A 14,208-nucleotide genomic window follows, 5' to 3' on the forward strand; every position below is an offset into this window, starting at 1 on the left:
GATTTATAAGTAATCGGGGAGCTTGTTCATAAGCTCTTTTAAAGCTTTACCACGATGGCTAATTTCTGCTTTTTGTTCTGCGCTAATTTGCGCTGAAGCACATTCATGTTCTGGACACCAAAAAAGCGGATCGTAACCAAAGCCATTCACACCAACTTCATTTTCTAAGATTCTACCATCCCAGCTGCCATGGCAAATTAGTGGTGTAGGGTCGTCGCCATGGCGCATAAAAACTAAGATGCATTGATAGCGCCCAGTTCGATGTTCGGTGGCTACACCAGTTAATTTTTCGACAAGTAAATCGTTATTGGCTTGATCCCAATCGCCATCTTCAGCGGTCACTCCATTCATTTTGGCAAAGCGAGCGGAATAAATTCCAGGCTGACCATTAAGGTAATCTATCTCGATTCCTGAATCATCTGCTATCGCAGGCAAACCGGTAATTTTTGCAGCATGACGTGCTTTGATAATCGCATTTTCCACAAAGGTAGTACCGGTTTCTGGAACATCTTCGATGCCAAATTCTTTTTGTGGGATAACTTGATAATTAAAAGCCGCGAACAGTTCTGTAAGCTCTTTAACTTTCTTTTTATTACCAGAAGCGAGGACAATCTTTTGCATGATGAGAAATAAAGAATAATGGTGCTGGACAGTATAACCAATATCTTACTGTAGGTATAAAAAACAGTCATAAAAAAAGCGGCCGAGGCCGCTTAAAGAGGAGCAAACTTAGGGGTAATTACTCAGTACGGTTAATTCTAATATTGATAACCGTGTTATCGATACGGTGATCTTGCGTTAAAACTGAATTAGTAAGACCATCATCAACCGAAACAACACCTGGGTGCATAGTGACCTGATCAGCGATATCGTCTCGAGCAGCATTAAAGCCTTCGCCGCCGTCAGCTGGTCCTGGAATAGTACCTGCTAACTCAGTGTTACGTTCAGTACCAGCATCGTAAGCAACTCCGCGAATTGACATGGAATCACCAACAGCCAAACCGCTAACGTCAATGTCGGCACGTCCGGTGATGGCATCGTTGGTGTTTACTAGCATGGTAACCACCGTCAAAAGATCAACCTCCGCCGCAGGAAACTGGATAGTAATAGTTTCGTTGCCACCAGGACCAATCGGTGCTGCTCCAGATGCTTGTTGATTAGAACCTGCTGCGTTAACTGCTTCTTGAATCAGGTCGGTATTTGAACCACCCTCGGCAAGATTTTCTAGTCCAACGCTGGCAGCTTGACCAATACTGAAGGCTTGATATGCATCGGTATGGCTAATGACAGCTATAGGTGACATTGGTTGCGCGTTGGTGAGATTGCTCACCGTTACCTCAAAGGTTGCCATAGCGACCGGTGGTGGCGGTGTTGGATTAACGTCTAGATCATTATCACTGCCGCACGCAGCTAGGAATAAACTTCCTAGAACTACAGCGCCAAGCGTTTTAAATTTAAAATTGTTCATGATTAACTCCTAATAGTTCGACTTATATTTCAACTGTGATAGTTGCTCTAACTACAGGGTTTAACCAGCGGTGAACGGTATTGTCTAAATCACTTTTGCCACCAGTATTGTCATCATCCCCTAGTGCGCCACGATGAATATGAACATTGGTGTTTGCATCAATAGTCGCTGCGCCTGTACCGCCAGTACCAGCGAAGCCACCTGGTGCTGCTGGAATGCCTGGAGTGCCAGGTGCGCCGCCACCATTAACGATTTCATCATTGGCTTCGGTACCAGCATCGTAGGCGCTTAAGTTGACTACATAGGTACCAGCTTCATCTGGAATTCTCCAAGAGTTTAAACCAGCAAATCCATCATTAGTCGGTAGTAACATAGCGACAATGGACAAGTATTCGTTAGTGGTTCCAGCGGTATCAATAACTGTGGTGGTGGTGGAGGCGCCAGGAGCTAATAAACCGCCTGCGGGATTTTCAACAACTTGACCAGATGCCGCTTGCACATCTGCAGATAAGCCGGCGATTGCACCACCTTCAGCCATCGCTTGTAAACTGGCCGACGCAGGTTGTCCAGTGGTAAATAAAGCGGTATTACCATCATGCGCCGCGACTAAAAACGGAGTGAAGGTAATACCATGGGTAAGATTTTGGATTTCTACTGTAACTCTTTGCGCAGAGCTTGCAAAACTAGTTGCCAAAAGTAGGCCGGTGGCTATTGCTAAAGGTGTTTTTTTCATTTTTTGTCTCCATTGAGAAGTCGTTAGTGTTTGACCAATGGAGGGGTAAAAAAAACTATTGTTACAGTGAAATTTTTAGCTTGTGAGAACCTTTGCAACTATACAAAATGATACGTAACAATTTACGTTTAACTGACTCTAATCGCCTTTTTTCAAAAGCAGTAAAGACTTAGCTCTAGTCTTTATAAAATTTTTGGTCGAATTCGATTTCAATCGGTTCCGATATTCCTGGTATTCTTACGATAAACCTAATGTCAGTTTCTTCTCGCGGCCTAAACTGAAAATCAGCCAAATAATATATGGCGTTTTCTTCTTTAATTTCTCGAAAAGACAGTTCTTGGTTTTGCGATAGCTGATTCCTTATGCGCCCTTGAACATTGGCTGCAATCGCATCAGGCAAACCTTTCTTATTAGCGTTATGAATAGAAATATTTAAAACGCCGGTAAAAGAAGTTCGCTGGATTTTATAGGCGGTAGCAACTTCTGGTTGTAGAAAAGAACTGTTAAAAGCATTGTAATAAATAATATGATCGCCAACTCGTTTTTCTTCTGCAGCCAATGAAAAAGGAAAAACAGTAGAAACAGTTAATAAAATAGCTACAAGCGAATATTTCATGGGTAACTCCAGTTTGCTGAGTCAGACTTCATTATAACTTACTTTGCTTGAATTTATTGTAAAAGCTGCATGCCTAAATTGATCAGAATCTTCTGTAAATAAATCAAAGCGAATAGAAAAATCATTGGAGTGATATCAATGCTACCACCTATTGGCGGAATGATTTTTTGTAATGGCGACAGTAGCGGCCTAGTGACTTGATGAAAAAAGATCATGGCGGGATTGTATTGCCCACCGGCTAAAAAACTGGTGACCATCAAGCCGATAAATAGTACTGTTAAAAGAGTCACGATATTCATGACTAAGCCAGCAAATGATGGCAGTCCAATTAGAGTTCCGATCAGCATGACATTGGCTGAAATATTGGCATTTAAAATTAGACTTATCAGGAATAACTTTATAGCCAATATCATCATCGCTACAAGTAACGAGGCAGAATTAAATTTCCCAAAGTCCGGAAAGATAGAGCGCAAGGGGTTAATCACTGGAAAAGTAAACTTATGTACAAATTGCGAAATTGGATTATTAAAATCAGCTCGCGCTAATTGTAGTAAAACTCTTACTAAAAAAATCATGCAAATTAGATTAGTAAGGTGCTCAATTAGTTGAACCATTAGATTCATATTATTCTCTTTTTGGTTATTTATGTGTTGTTTGTTTGGCTTTAGACGTTTGAGCTAATTCTTGCCCGCGTTTTACTGAAGCTTTCAAAGCTTGATTGATTATCTCAGCAAATTGATCATTTTGGAATGATTCAATTGCCGCAGCAGTGGTGCCACCGGGTGAAGTTACTGCTTGTCTTAATTGAGAAATGTCGGCGTCATGATTAGCTCCTGCCATTTTTGTTGCTCCTATGGCTGTCTGAACAGCAAGCTGTCTAGCCGTAGATGGATCGAATCCATGTAGTACAGCAGAGTCGATAACAGCCTCTAAGAAATAAAAGTAATGTGCTGGGCCGCTCCCGGAGATCGCGGTAACCCAGTCCATTTGTGATTCTTGCTTGATCCAAACGCTCTGTCCGACGGAATTGAAAATCTGCTCAGAGTAACTTCTTTGTATTTCTGAAACATTGCCCTTAGCAAATAACCCGGTTACCCCCTCACCTATGGTGGCAGGAGTATTGGGCATGGCTCTAACAATCGCCCCTTTGGAGTACAACAATTCATAGATGGTTGAAGTTTCAACACCTGCAGCTACGGATATCAAAAGCTTATCAGCACATAAATCAGTATTAATGGAGCTTAGAGCAACTGACAACATTTGCGGTTTAACTGCTAAAATGATGATGTCAGCCACCTCAAACACTTTATTGTTATCGGTAGTGGAGTTTATATCCGGATAAGCTAGCTTTAGAGCATTAAGTTTGCCTTGGCTAGGATTCGAGCAAATGATTTGTGATGCTGAATGGTCGGCGGCAATTAAACCATGGATAATCGCTTGCGCCATATTGCCAGCACCAATAAATCCAATCGTTAAATCAGCAATAGAGTGACAATTTTTGCTAGTCACGATTTAGCTCCTCTCTTGTCCCAAATAGACCGGTGCCAATACGAATCATGGTTGAACCTGACTTAATGGCAGCTTGATAATCGCCAGACATCCCCATAGATAAAGTATCCATTGTCGGCAATTGTTGTTTTAATTGTTGGTAAAATGCACTAATTTCTGCGAAATTACTAGCCTGCTTGTTAGGCTCGGTTTCTTTTGGTGGTAATATCATCAAGCCTCTTAGCCGTAAATTGGGCAATTCATTAATTGTTTGAGCCAATTCAAAAACATGGTTTGGTTCTATTCCTGACTTTTGGGGCTCTTTAAAGTAATTTACCTGAATGCATGCGTTAAGTGGAGACATTGACGTTGGACGGGCCTCATGCAATTTGATGGCCACTTTTTCTCTGTCGACCGACTGAACCCAATCAAAATGAGTTGCAATGACCTTGCATTTTTTACTTTGCAGCGTACCAATGAAGTGCCATTTTAATGATAAATCAGCAAGTTGGGACATTTTGTCCAAAGCTTCCTGCAATTGGTTTTCGCCAAAATCTATTTGTCCCTGCGCGGCCAAGTTTCGAATTTTTTCGACCGATTGCCTTTTGCTAACGGCTATTAATCGCACATTTTCTTGAAAAATCTGACCTTTAGCGCAGGTTTTTGCGATTTCTTGTTGCAGATCTTCTAGTGTAAAGGCTATTCTATTCATTGGTTATAAAAATTATCAAATATGGGGTCTAACATATGGATATTACAGAACTTTTAGCATTTAGTGTTAAGAATAATGCTTCTGATTTACACATATCGGCTGGGATGCCTCCTCTGATCCGTGTCGATGGCGATATACGTAAGATTAACTTACCTGCGCTCGAAGATAAGGAAGTCCATTCATTAATTTATGACATTATGAATGATAAGCAGCGTAAAGACTATGAAGAGTTTTTAGAAGCTGATTTCTCATTTGAGATTAAGGATGTGGCTCGTTTTCGTGTAAACGCCTTTGTACAGAACCGTGGCCGAGCTGCGGTATTCAGAACCATTCCTTCGCGTGTTTTAACTTTAGAAGAAATTAATGCACCTAAGATTTTCCAAGATATTTCAATGCATCCGCGTGGCTTAGTATTGGTTACAGGGCCTACTGGTTCTGGTAAATCAACCACGTTGGCAGCCATGATGAATTATGTGAATGAGCAAAAGCATGAGCATATTCTAACCATTGAAGACCCAATTGAATTTGTGCATGACTCGAAAAAATGTTTGGTGAACCAACGTGAAGTGCATCGTGATACTCATAGCTTCTCTAATGCACTGCGTTCGGCACTGCGTGAAGATCCTGATATTATTCTAGTTGGTGAGATGCGTGATTTAGAAACTATTCGATTGGCACTAACCGCGGCGGAAACAGGCCACCTGGTATTTGGGACTTTACATACGACTTCTGCAGCGAAAACGATTGACCGTGTAATTGACGTATTCCCTGAGGGTGAAAAAGGTATGGTTCGATCAATGCTTTCAGAATCATTGCAGGCGGTCATTGCGCAAACATTGCTTAAGAAGAATGGCGGTGGTCGATGTGCAGCACACGAGATTATGATTGGTACACCAGCGATTCGAAATCTTATTCGTGAAGATAAAATTGCTCAGATGTATTCTGCAATGCAAACCGGTATGTCTTTGGGTATGCAAACTTTGGATCACGGTTTAAAACAGTTAGTGCAAAAAGGTATTGTCTCGCGTGCTGATGCTCGATTGAAAGCTAAAAATCCAGACGATTTTTAAAGGATCTAAACTATGTTGATTGAACCATTACTAAAAGCATTAATGGATAACAAAGGCTCGGACTTATTTGTAACTGTGCATAGACCGCCGAGCATTAAAATCAATGGCAAGATTCGTCCTGCCTCAAAGTCCATGTTAACACCACATCAAGTGTCTGAGCTGATTCATTCTTCAATGACTGAAAAGCAGAGACAAGAGTTTGAAGAAACTAGCGAATGTCAGTATGCAATTAGTCTTGAAAACGTTGGTCGTTTCCGTGCATCAGCTTTTATGCAGAGAAACCAACCTGGCTTAATTGTCCGTCGTATCGAAACTAAAATCCCGACTACCGATGATTTGAAAATTCCAGATACTTTAAACGAATTAGTAATGAAGAAAAGAGGCATCATTATTTTCGTGGGCGCTACGGGTACCGGTAAATCAACTTCATTAGCGGCAATGATCGGACACAGAAATCGTAATTCAATGGGGCATATTATTTCGGTAGAAGATCCAATTGAGTATGTGCATCGTCATGATCAATGCATTATTACCCAGCGCGAAGTAGGTATTGATACCGAGTCATTTGAGATAGCACTGAAAAATACGCTAAGGCAAGCGCCAGACGTTATCTTAATCGGTGAGGTTCGCTCGCACGAAACTATGTCTAACGCGATCACATTTGCTGAGACTGGTCACTTGTGTTTGTGTACCTTACACGCGAACAATGCTAACCAGGCAATTGATCGGATTTTGCACTTCTTCCCGAAGGAAGAGCACACGCGCGTTCTTATGGATTTATCATTGAATCTTGAAGCAATTATTGCACAACAACTGGTTCCAACGGTTGATGGAAAAGGTAGACGTGCAGCGGTAGAAATCATGATCAATTCTCCACTAATGTCTGATCATGTTCGAAAGGGTGAAGTTCATTTAATGAAAGAATTAATGGCTCGCTCTCGTGAGCAAGGCATGCAAACCTTTGATCAAGCTTTGTTTGATTTATACGTGGATGGACATATTAGTTACGATGATGCCTTGTTACATGCTGACTCAGCAAATGATCTTCGTTTACGCATTAAACTACATGAAAAAGATGCGACAGCATTAGAAGACTCGACTGATGGATTAACTATGCAGGCAGATGACGACTCGGTTTCGTCAATGTTTTAAAAATGAACTCTTTGTTGTTAAAAAGCCTAGTTTAACTAGGCTTTTTTATTGCTGCAAAAGCTTCGAGCTCTTCCGCACTCATAGGTTTAGCAAATAGGTATCCTTGCATATGTGAGCAGCCGCATTTGTGCAAGAAGTCTGCTTGTTCAGAGTTTTCCACTCCTTCTGCTATCAGGTGTAAACCAAATTCTTTACTAATATCGATGATGGCTTTGCTGAGCGCTATATCGTGTTGGCTATTAGGCAAAGATTTAATGAAAGTGCGATCGATTTTGATGGTATTGATCGGTAATTGTTTAAGATAAGACAGCGAAGAGTAGCCGGTGCCAAAATCGTCGACGGATATCGAGACGCCAAGATCCCGTAATTGCTTTAGCGGATTTTGTCTTTTTGGAAAATGCTCTATCGCAACATGCTCGGTGATTTCAATTTCAAGTTGATTAGCATCAATTTTATGTTTCTTAATTAACTCAATGAATTTGCTGATAAATCTGGGGTTATGCAAGTTGTGACTGGACAAGTTTAGAGCATATTTTTTAAAGCTAATATTGTTATTTTGCCAAATACTAATTTGTATAAAAAGTGTTTTTGCCAGCCATAGAGAGAAATCATGAATAAGATTATTTTGTTCAGCGATTTGAACGAACTCCAATGGTGGAATAGTCTTGTTAAGAGCTTGACTGTTCCATCGACTTAAAACTTCTACGCCTTCTATTTCTTTATCGGGGAAGCTGAAAATAGGCTGGTAAACAAGTGAAAACTCATTATTTTTAATCGCCGTATTTAACGCTTGTACCAGCTTAGTTTCATTCGCCAGTTTGGACTTAGTGTGTTCAGTATAAGATTTGAAATTATTACCTTTATCTTGAATGGTAGAAAGGGCAATTTGTGCCTTATTTAAAATATCAAAAGAGCTGCCATCGTTAGGAATAGATGCGCTAGAAAATCTAAATTTAATGGTGATTAAATTATCATTGATCAAAAAATTATTAGTTAAAGATGCTTGTAGTTGCTCGAAGCACTTATCAATTTTTGAAATATTAGGCACTTGATTCATTGGCTTAAAGAAAGCTATTTGGTCGTAGGCGATTGAACCTTGAATAAGTTTTTTGCCATAAATTGATTGCACTCTTCGAATAATTTCTCGGTGAATTTCTCGAATTTCTTCGTTTGAATAATTAGACATTAACGCTGACATATCGAGATATTCAATTAATAAGCATACCCCACAGTGACTGCCATTGTTAGATAAGATTTGTATGCCTTCCAGAAAACTATTTTTGTTCGGCAAAGTCGTTTGCCAATCAGTTTGGAATTGTTTAATGATGGGTTTAAAGACGCGAGAAGAGTAGAGTCGCTGTAAAATATAAGTGCTGAATGCTAAGAAAATAAAGAGCAACAAAATATTTCTTAATTGCAGGTATACAGGCTGAAGAACAATGCTTTTATCGACTTCTGAAACTAACCACCACGTATTATGTTTTAAAGGATAAAAAGCATAAATTTTATTTTCAGTCATTAAGTGAGATTTGTTTTCCGAGTTTATTTTCTGTATTAATGCGCTCATATCAACGACTGATGAATCGGAAATTTTATGTAGCGGCGAATTGCCTTCTAGCACCACTTTTCCTTGCGAGTTAACTAAATGAAACTTGCCCTGGTGGTTTAGCTGTGAACCTAAAATCTTATTGTAAATGGTGGTGAATTCTACTTCACCAGCGGCCACGCCCATAAAAGTACCTTGTTCAATAATGGGTACTGTAAATGCGATAAATGCGGTTTTATTATCCTCAACACTGATGTAAGGATTGGTGGTTATGGGTTTTAGTGCTTCTTTTGTTTCTGTATACCAGGGCCGAGTATTGGGAGAGTATCCGGGAGGAATTACCCAAGGATTAGAGCGGTAATAATTACTTTCTAAAGTATAGCTGAGAAAATCTAGTAATTCTGTTCTGGCGATCCTGTTAAAATAAGATTGTGGAATTTTTGTATGATCAGAAAGAGTATTTTCACTAAGTTCGTTGGCTAAACTAATGACCACAGACTTTCTGGCGCTCATCCATTCGTCAAAGGTATAACCTGTGACTTGGGTTTGATTTTCCAAGCTACTGATAGCTGTATCTATCAATAAGTTTTTATGGAGGTAATAATTAATGACCGCAAAAAAGGTAAAACTCATCCATAGGAGAGTGATAAATCCCCATAATAGTTTTTTGTCTTTAGCAAATTTTGCAAGCAAATTTGATTATTCCTTTAATTCCTTACTCAACAGATTATCCTAACTGCGGGCTAAGAACCATATCAAAAATGACTTACAAAGGAATTAATACAGGTTTTCGGCAAAAAAACTTTTCAAAATAAGCTCAGCGGCATAGGCATCTATGTCTTGACACACCTTTTTATAACCGCCCAGTTCGAATAAGTACTCTTTTACTTCAACTGAGCTTAAACGCTCATCGTGGAAAAATAGTGGCAAACCAAAGCGACCATGTAACCGGTTGCCAAACTTTTTAGCCTTGATTGTAATTTCTTGTTCGCTACCATCCATATTTAAAGGTAGTCCCACCACAAAGGCTTCCACTTGCCACTCATTGATTATACTTTCGATATCCAGCCAGTTGGGTTGATCATTATGACAACTCAACACAGTCAAAGCTTGCGTGGTTTGCATGGTTAAATTGCCAGTGGCAACACCAGTGCGTTTTTCACCATAATCAAAAGCTAGAAAGCGATTATATTTCTTTATATCGCTCATCAAGCATGGCCTTTTTGAGTGCTAAGCTGAGTCCAATCAATTCCAAGCAGTTGAGTAGCTTTATCCCAGATTTGGTCAAATGGTGTATCGAATAATAAAGATTCAGTTGCTTCAACAAAAAGCCAGGAGTTTTCTTCTAACTCTTTTTCAAGCTGACCTTTTTCCCAACCGGCATAACCTAGGGCGATTTTAACTTTTTCAGGACCTTGATTTAAAGCTATTGCAGTCAAGATATCTTCCGAGGTAGACAGGGCGATATTGTCAGTGACGGTTAAGCTGGAATTCCAGCTGCCAATAGGGCTATGCAGAATAAAGCCTCTTTCGGGAGACACTGGGCCGCCAGCGAGTAGTTTCGTTTTTAAAGCTTTGGTGTCCAGCGTTGCAAAATTTAGGTGTTGGAATAACTCTTGGTAATCAGCTTTTAATTGAGTATTAATCACAATGCCCAAGGCACCATCAGAGCTATGCTCACAAATGTAAGTGACGCTACGACTAAAAAAAGGATCTTCAAGATTTGGCATGGCAATCAGCAAATGATTAGCCAACGAGTTTATTTGTTGCATAGCTTAATTATAACAGTATTAGATAGAAAAAAAGAGTGATGATGATGCTTATATTCCGAGCCTTTATGTTGAGCTTACCTGCTGGAATGACTGCTGACTCCAGCGCCTGGATCAAAGTCCATTCTTCGGACAAACTCTAATCGGTTCCCTTTCTTTAAAACCGATGGCGGTAAAGGATCGTATGGAGCAGCTAAGCGAATTAATTCTTTTGCAGTTTCGTCAATCAAGGGATTACCTGATGATTTTTGTAGCTGTACAGATTGAAGCTGACCATTTTTATTAATCACTACTTTTATTGTAGGAGAACCAAAGCCTAGCTGGCTAGAAATTGGCGCATAATGACGATTACCCACTGCTAACACTTTATTGCGCCAGGCTTCCAAATAAGGTGCTTCGTCGGGCGATGCTTTTACCGCAGCGGCAATGCCTTGCGCATTCTCGCCACGAGTAGAGGTATTATCATTTAAAGATTGCTCGAGGTTAAGTTGTTTTAATAATTGTGGATCTGGCGTTAGTTCGGTCAACTGTTCTTTTTCCTGTTCAATTTCTTTAAGTTCTTTTTCAGGTCGTTGAAAAGTTTTAAATTTGCTACTGGTGTTAGAAGCAATAATTTTTTTGTTCGCTTCTATGCTAGCTTGCTCTGGCACCATCTCAAGGGATGGTGTGGTAGTAAGTCCTTCAGTAGATTTGAAGTGTTCTAATTCAGTGGTAGGACGTTCTGCCTGTTCGTTATTGCCTGCACCAATTTGATTATTTTGCCCAATGAAGTCGGCTTCTGTCGGCGCTTCAAGATTTGAACGATGGGCAAGAGTGACTTCTAGAGAAAGTGGTATAGGGCTAGACTCTGCAGCAGGTAAAACAAAACGGATCCCAAAAATAACGATTAAGTGTAAAGCTACTGCGAAAAACAAAGCAAATCGAAGCCGGTCACTTTCGGTGACAGGAGAACTTTTTAACTTGATTAGATCTTTGCTTTTACTCATAGATTGAACGTTTATTGTTAATAATAGATTTTCTTAAGAAAGCTTACTCTCAAGAGCATCAAATAGTTGCGCTGCAATATTAATACCATATTCATTCTCTAATTCTCGCATACACGTGGGGCTAGTAACGTTGATTTCAGTAACATAATTACCAATCATGTCCAGCCCAACAAAATAAAGCCCGCGCTTTATTAACTCTGGAGCAATATGTTCGGCAATATTTTTTTCTGATTTTGTAATTGGCATGGGAACGCCGGTACCACCTGCCGCAAGATTACCTCGTGTTTCACCGCTGGATGGAATTCTGGCAAGCGTGTATGGAATCACCTCACCATTGACGATTAAGATGCGTTTATCACCCTGTTTAATTTCGGGAATAAACGTTTGCGCCATGGCTAACTGGCTGCCATGTTGAGTAAGAGTTTCGATAATTACCGAAATATTAGGATCTGTTGCTGTCACACGGAATATTGATGCTCCGCCCATACCGTCTAGCGGTTTTAAAATGACATCCTTTTGGTTTTTTACAAAATTTTTAATTTGTGATTTGTTAGCGCTGACTAAGGTTTTTGGACTAAATTGGGGAAACCAGGCAGTAAATAATTTTTCATTACAGTCTCTAAGGCTGCGCGGGTTATTCACCACTAAAGTGCCTGACTCTTGAGCAAGCTCTAACAGGTAAGTGCTGTAAATATAATTCATATCGAAAGGAGGATCTTTGCGCATGAAAATTGTAGAAAAATCTGAAGCTGGCTTGTATTGCTTGGCTTTCAACTGAAAGTGAGCGCCAACTTCATTAAAAACTTCTAATGCTTCGCAATGGGCAATTACTTGATTTTCTGCAAGGCTTAAATCTTCGGGTAGGCAGTAGTATAAATCCCAACCGCGCTTTTGCGCTTCCATTAAAAAGCCAAAGCTAGTGTCTTTTTTTATATTAATGGACTCAATCGGGTCCATGATCATTAGAAGTGAAAGGCTCATTAAATTGGGTTCCAAGGAATCAATGACTTAGGTTATCATTAAACCTGAAATAAGATCTATTGACGACTAGAATAATAATTGTAAAAAATGCCGACATTTAATATGGAAAAAGTAGTTGCATGTAACAGCGTAGGGCTTTAGGCTATGTTGGAATAGGACTTTTGCTAATTATAAAAAAGTATGTTAGAAAGTAAAAGTTAGAAAACTATTTAGGTTTTTATTCTAACTTATTATTTAATCTAGTTATTTTATTTGGGTGTTCCAGCCATGAGCGATTTATTTGCAGGATTGAAGGTTATGGTGGTAGATGATAGTAAAACTATTCGTCGAACTGCTGAAACCTTATTGAAAAAACAAGGATGTGAGGTAGTCACTGGAGTCGATGGCTATGATGCATTATCCAAGATAGCCGATTATAAGCCTGACATTATCTTTATTGATATCATGATGCCCCGTTTGGATGGCTACCAAACTTGTGCTCTGGTTAAAAGTAATAAAGAGTTTGGTTCAACACCTATAATTATGTTGTCTAGTAAAGACGGTGTTTTCGATAAGGCAAAAGGGCGAGTCGTAGGCTCGGATAATTATTTGACTAAGCCATTCAGCCGCGATGAGTTGTTGAATGCGATCACTGGTCAACTAGAAAATTAATTTAAATAGGGTTGATTCGTTAGAGTCAACTTAAATATCAGTATTAAATAAAGAGGTAAATTGATATGGCGCGAGTACTTATTGTGGATGATTCTCCCACAGAAGCTCATATCCTCACAGGGATTTTAGAAAAGAATGGACATCAAGTGATCACCGCACCAGATGGTGAATCAGGTATTGTTTCAGCTAAGGCTAATAATCCAGATGTTATTTTAATGGATGTGGTTATGCCTGGTTTAAATGGTTTCCAAGCCACCAGACAGTTGAAAAAAGATGGTGTTACCTCTTCTATCCCGGTCATTATTGTTTCCACTAAATCGCAAGCTACCGATCGAGTGTGGGGAATGAGACAAGGAGCTAATGATTACATCACCAAGCCGGTAGATGAAAAATCTTTAATCGAATCTTTGAATAACGTACTAGGCGGTTAAGAATTATGGCTGAGAAATACAGTGAAAAATCGAAGGAATTGGTTGAACTGTTATCTTCCATTGTTGAGCGTAGTAGAAAGCATAAAGATTCATTACCAGAGCACGATGTTCGAGGTACTGCATTTTGGAGCGGTGTAAGTTTTGCATTAAATGGTGTGGATTATTTAGCACCATTAGATGAAATTGCTGAAATAATTCCAGTACCTGAAACTACCAAGGTTCCTGGTGTAAAAACTTGGTTAAAGGGAGTCGCCAATTTACGTGGTGTCCTATTAACTTTAATCGATTTGCAAGAATTCTTAGGGCGTTCCAGCTCGAGAAACGTTTTAAAGCAACGAGTATTAGTGCTTGATCAACAAGGTTCATACTTAGGACTTATCGTTGATGAGGTCACTGGTATGCAACATTTCGATCAGAAAGATTTAAAAGAGAAAGGATTAACTGCTGATGCGGCAGTAGCGCCTTATGTGGTAGGAGCATTTGAGCGCGAACAGGGGTTATGGCGAATATTTGGTATGAAAGAGTTAGCGGAAAGTGCTGCTATTCACCAAATTGCTGTAGTTTAGATAGATAAAAAGAATGTGTTATTTGATTAACGTCTCGGG

The 14,208-nt window shown here is 39.7% G+C and carries 17 protein-coding genes; 5 read left to right on the top strand and 12 right to left on the bottom strand.

The window, feature by feature from the left end:
* Window positions 1–3: 3 nt before the first annotated feature.
* The 7 genes from rdgB to GJS41_RS08115 form a co-directional block, all read right to left on the bottom strand.
* Window positions 4–621, bottom strand: coding sequence for an RdgB/HAM1 family non-canonical purine NTP pyrophosphatase (gene rdgB / locus GJS41_RS08085; protein ID WP_154246764.1), 618 nt, complete (start codon window positions 619–621; stop codon window positions 4–6).
* Between the two features lie 118 nt (window positions 622–739).
* Window positions 740–1,468, bottom strand: a complete 729-nt coding sequence (locus GJS41_RS08090) for a spondin domain-containing protein (RefSeq protein ID WP_154246765.1) — start codon at window positions 1,466–1,468, stop codon at window positions 740–742.
* 22 nt (window positions 1,469–1,490) lie between these two features.
* Window positions 1,491–2,201, bottom strand: coding sequence for a spondin domain-containing protein (locus tag GJS41_RS08095; RefSeq protein ID WP_154246766.1), 711 nt, complete (start codon window positions 2,199–2,201; stop codon window positions 1,491–1,493).
* 175 nt (window positions 2,202–2,376) lie between these two features.
* A complete protein-coding gene (locus GJS41_RS08100) occupies window positions 2,377–2,817 on the bottom strand; it encodes a DUF4426 domain-containing protein (protein ID WP_154246767.1) in 441 nt (146 codons plus the stop codon).
* A 53-nt stretch (window positions 2,818–2,870) separates the two neighbouring features.
* A complete protein-coding gene (locus tag GJS41_RS08105) occupies window positions 2,871–3,440 on the bottom strand; it encodes a YggT family protein (protein ID WP_154246768.1) in 570 nt (189 codons plus the stop codon).
* A gap of 16 nt (window positions 3,441–3,456) precedes the next feature.
* Window positions 3,457–4,326: a pyrroline-5-carboxylate reductase gene (gene proC, locus GJS41_RS08110; protein WP_370515661.1), complete on the bottom strand. Its 870-nt coding sequence runs from the start codon at window positions 4,324–4,326 to the stop codon at window positions 3,457–3,459.
* Window positions 4,319–5,017, bottom strand: coding sequence for a YggS family pyridoxal phosphate-dependent enzyme (locus GJS41_RS08115; RefSeq protein WP_154246769.1), 699 nt, complete (start codon window positions 5,015–5,017; stop codon window positions 4,319–4,321). Before GJS41_RS08115 ends, proC begins: the two co-directional genes overlap by 8 nt.
* A 35-nt stretch (window positions 5,018–5,052) precedes the next feature.
* Between GJS41_RS08115 and GJS41_RS08120 the strand changes: the two genes are divergently transcribed.
* Together GJS41_RS08120 and GJS41_RS08125 are read left to right on the top strand one after the other, a co-directional pair.
* Window positions 5,053–6,087 carry a type IV pilus twitching motility protein PilT gene (locus GJS41_RS08120; RefSeq protein ID WP_154246770.1) on the top strand — a complete coding sequence of 345 codons (1,035 nt, stop codon included), beginning with the start codon at window positions 5,053–5,055 and terminating at the stop codon, window positions 6,085–6,087.
* 12 nt (window positions 6,088–6,099) lie between these two features.
* Complete coding sequence (locus GJS41_RS08125) at window positions 6,100–7,239, top strand: PilT/PilU family type 4a pilus ATPase (RefSeq protein ID WP_154246771.1); 1,140 nt, start codon at window positions 6,100–6,102, stop codon at window positions 7,237–7,239.
* Window positions 7,240–7,270: 31 nt separating this feature from the next.
* On the opposite strand, the gene GJS41_RS08130 is transcribed toward GJS41_RS08125, so the two are convergent.
* The 5 genes from GJS41_RS08130 to gshB form a co-directional block, all read right to left on the bottom strand.
* Complete coding sequence (locus GJS41_RS08130) at window positions 7,271–9,478, bottom strand: EAL domain-containing protein (RefSeq protein ID WP_154246772.1); 2,208 nt, start codon at window positions 9,476–9,478, stop codon at window positions 7,271–7,273.
* An 84-nt stretch (window positions 9,479–9,562) separates the two neighbouring features.
* The gene (gene ruvX, locus GJS41_RS08135) at window positions 9,563–9,994 is read right to left on the bottom strand and encodes a Holliday junction resolvase RuvX (RefSeq protein WP_154246773.1); all 432 of its coding nucleotides are present in this window, start codon (window positions 9,992–9,994) and stop codon (window positions 9,563–9,565) included.
* Window positions 9,994–10,557, bottom strand: a complete 564-nt coding sequence (locus tag GJS41_RS08140) for a YqgE/AlgH family protein (protein ID WP_154246774.1) — start codon at window positions 10,555–10,557, stop codon at window positions 9,994–9,996. The genes ruvX and GJS41_RS08140 overlap by 1 nt, the downstream gene beginning before the upstream one ends.
* A gap of 74 nt (window positions 10,558–10,631) precedes the next feature.
* Complete coding sequence (locus tag GJS41_RS08145; protein ID WP_154246775.1) at window positions 10,632–11,540, bottom strand: energy transducer TonB; 909 nt, start codon at window positions 11,538–11,540, stop codon at window positions 10,632–10,634.
* A gap of 33 nt (window positions 11,541–11,573) precedes the next feature.
* Entirely contained in the window at window positions 11,574–12,521 is a 948-nt protein-coding gene (gshB, locus tag GJS41_RS08150; protein ID WP_154246776.1) for a glutathione synthase, read from the bottom strand.
* A gap of 267 nt (window positions 12,522–12,788) precedes the next feature.
* Between gshB and pilG the strand changes: the two genes are divergently transcribed.
* The 3 genes from pilG to GJS41_RS08165 all read left to right on the top strand — a co-directional run bounded on the left by pilG (window position 12,789) and on the right by GJS41_RS08165 (window position 14,169).
* Complete coding sequence (gene pilG / locus GJS41_RS08155) at window positions 12,789–13,172, top strand: twitching motility response regulator PilG (protein ID WP_154246777.1); 384 nt, start codon at window positions 12,789–12,791, stop codon at window positions 13,170–13,172.
* Between the two features lie 65 nt (window positions 13,173–13,237).
* Complete coding sequence (locus tag GJS41_RS08160; protein ID WP_154246778.1) at window positions 13,238–13,603, top strand: response regulator transcription factor; 366 nt, start codon at window positions 13,238–13,240, stop codon at window positions 13,601–13,603.
* A 5-nt stretch (window positions 13,604–13,608) separates the two neighbouring features.
* The gene (locus GJS41_RS08165; protein WP_154246779.1) at window positions 13,609–14,169 is read left to right on the top strand and encodes a chemotaxis protein CheW; all 561 of its coding nucleotides are present in this window, start codon (window positions 13,609–13,611) and stop codon (window positions 14,167–14,169) included.
* Window positions 14,170–14,208 lie beyond the last annotated feature (39 nt).

Origin of the sequence: Kangiella sp. HZ709 (assembly GCF_009674675.1) — a bacterium.
Taxonomy (GTDB): domain Bacteria; phylum Pseudomonadota; class Gammaproteobacteria; order Enterobacterales; family Kangiellaceae; genus Kangiella.

Coding starts and splice junctions, on each gene's coding strand:
- rdgB (WP_154246764.1), bottom strand. CDS start 621: ATGCAAAAGATTGTCCTCGCTTCTGGTAATAAAAAGAAAGTTAAAGAG.
- GJS41_RS08090 (WP_154246765.1), bottom strand. CDS start 1,468: ATGAACAATTTTAAATTTAAAACGCTTGGCGCTGTAGTTCTAGGAAGT.
- GJS41_RS08095 (WP_154246766.1), bottom strand. CDS start 2,201: ATGAAAAAAACACCTTTAGCAATAGCCACCGGCCTACTTTTGGCAACT.
- GJS41_RS08100 (WP_154246767.1), bottom strand. CDS start 2,817: ATGAAATATTCGCTTGTAGCTATTTTATTAACTGTTTCTACTGTTTTT.
- GJS41_RS08105 (WP_154246768.1), bottom strand. CDS start 3,440: ATGAATCTAATGGTTCAACTAATTGAGCACCTTACTAATCTAATTTGC.
- GJS41_RS08115 (WP_154246769.1), bottom strand. CDS start 5,017: ATGAATAGAATAGCCTTTACACTAGAAGATCTGCAACAAGAAATCGCA.
- GJS41_RS08120 (WP_154246770.1), top strand. CDS start 5,053: ATGGATATTACAGAACTTTTAGCATTTAGTGTTAAGAATAATGCTTCT.
- GJS41_RS08125 (WP_154246771.1), top strand. CDS start 6,100: ATGTTGATTGAACCATTACTAAAAGCATTAATGGATAACAAAGGCTCG.
- ruvX (WP_154246773.1), bottom strand. CDS start 9,994: ATGAGCGATATAAAGAAATATAATCGCTTTCTAGCTTTTGATTATGGT.
- GJS41_RS08140 (WP_154246774.1), bottom strand. CDS start 10,557: ATGCAACAAATAAACTCGTTGGCTAATCATTTGCTGATTGCCATGCCA.
- GJS41_RS08145 (WP_154246775.1), bottom strand. CDS start 11,540: ATGAGTAAAAGCAAAGATCTAATCAAGTTAAAAAGTTCTCCTGTCACC.
- gshB (WP_154246776.1), bottom strand. CDS start 12,521: ATGAGCCTTTCACTTCTAATGATCATGGACCCGATTGAGTCCATTAAT.
- pilG (WP_154246777.1), top strand. CDS start 12,789: ATGAGCGATTTATTTGCAGGATTGAAGGTTATGGTGGTAGATGATAGT.
- GJS41_RS08160 (WP_154246778.1), top strand. CDS start 13,238: ATGGCGCGAGTACTTATTGTGGATGATTCTCCCACAGAAGCTCATATC.
- GJS41_RS08165 (WP_154246779.1), top strand. CDS start 13,609: ATGGCTGAGAAATACAGTGAAAAATCGAAGGAATTGGTTGAACTGTTA.